The organism is Planctomonas deserti (assembly GCF_003067705.1).
Lineage (GTDB): Bacteria > Actinomycetota > Actinomycetes > Actinomycetales > Microbacteriaceae > Planctomonas > Planctomonas deserti.
Window position 1 is genome coordinate 1 of record NZ_QANL01000126.1, and the last position, 589, is coordinate 589.

Annotated in this window: 1 protein-coding gene; it reads left to right on the forward strand. The window is 63.3% G+C overall.

Features of this window, described 5'->3' with window-relative positions; genetic code table 11:
* The coding region (locus DAI20_RS19895; RefSeq protein ID WP_205781528.1) for an ABC transporter permease at positions 1-589 on the forward strand (589 nt) is incomplete at both ends.

A 589-nucleotide genomic window follows, 5' to 3' on the forward strand; every position in this document is an offset into this window, starting at 1 on the left:
CACTGATGACCATCGTGCGCCGCGAAGTCGCCCGCATCATGCGCATCTGGGGCCAGACCCTGGTGCCGCCGGCGATCACCATGACCCTGTACTTCCTGATCTTCGGCAACCTGATCGGGTCGCGCGTGGGGGACATGGGCGGCTACACCTACATGCAGTTCATCGTGCCGGGCCTGGTGATGATGAGCGTGATCCAGAACAGCTACGGCAACATCAGTTCCTCGTTCTTTGGCGCCAAGTTCGGCCGCCACGTGGAAGAGCTGCTGGTCAGCCCGATGCCGAACTGGGTGATCCTGTGGGGCTACGTGGCCGGTGCGGTGCTGCGCGGCCTGATGGTGGGCGTGATCGTGCTGATCATCGCGATGTTCTTCACCCCGGTGCGCATCCCGCACCCGCTGGTGATGCTGACCACGGTGATCCTGGGTGCGACGATCTTCTCGCTGGCCGGTTTCATCAACGCGGTGTATGCGAAGAAGTTCGACGACGTGGCGATCGTGCCGACCTTCATCCTGACCCCGCTGACCTACCTGGGTGGCGTGTTCTATTCGGTGAAGCTGCTGCCGGGCTGGGCCGAAGCGGCCACGCATGC